Annotated in this window: 1 protein-coding gene; it reads left to right on the top strand. The window is 38.7% G+C overall.

Annotated features, from left to right (window positions below):
* Positions 1–92: 92 nt before the first annotated feature.
* Positions 93–380, top strand: a 288-nt coding sequence (locus JKP73_RS22165; RefSeq protein ID WP_010905192.1) for a hypothetical protein, incomplete at its 3' end; no start/stop codon positions are given.

Genomic DNA, 380 nt, shown 5'->3' with positions numbered 1-380 from the left:
AATGAGTATGGTCAGTACTTGCTTCGTTTGATTGGAAAAGACTAAAAAGTCATTATTAAAGTAAAGTTGTCAAAGTACAAGAAGGACAATCAATGCTAAAAAATATTTGGGAATGGTTTTTATGGTTTACTGGTGTGACTGACGCAGGTTGGTCAGCGTGGTGGGGCGGATTTTTCAGCTGTTTGCCACTTTTTGGTGTCTTTGCTGTTGTTTGGCGAAGACTAAAATGTCATGCACCAGGTTGTCATCAAATTGGACTTCATCGCACAGCTGACGGACTTTATGTTCTTTGTCGAAAACATCATCCAGATGTACCTAATAACCTAACGCTCAAACACATTCAAAAATCACACGTCAATGCAAAAGCGAAAAAAGATAAG

Source organism: Virgibacillus salexigens, assembly GCF_014905415.1.
Taxonomy (GTDB): Bacteria; Bacillota; Bacilli; order Bacillales; family Amphibacillaceae; genus Virgibacillus; species Virgibacillus salexigens.
Note: the sequence above shows the minus strand (reverse complement) of the source record. Positions and strands in the feature narration are given on the sequence as shown.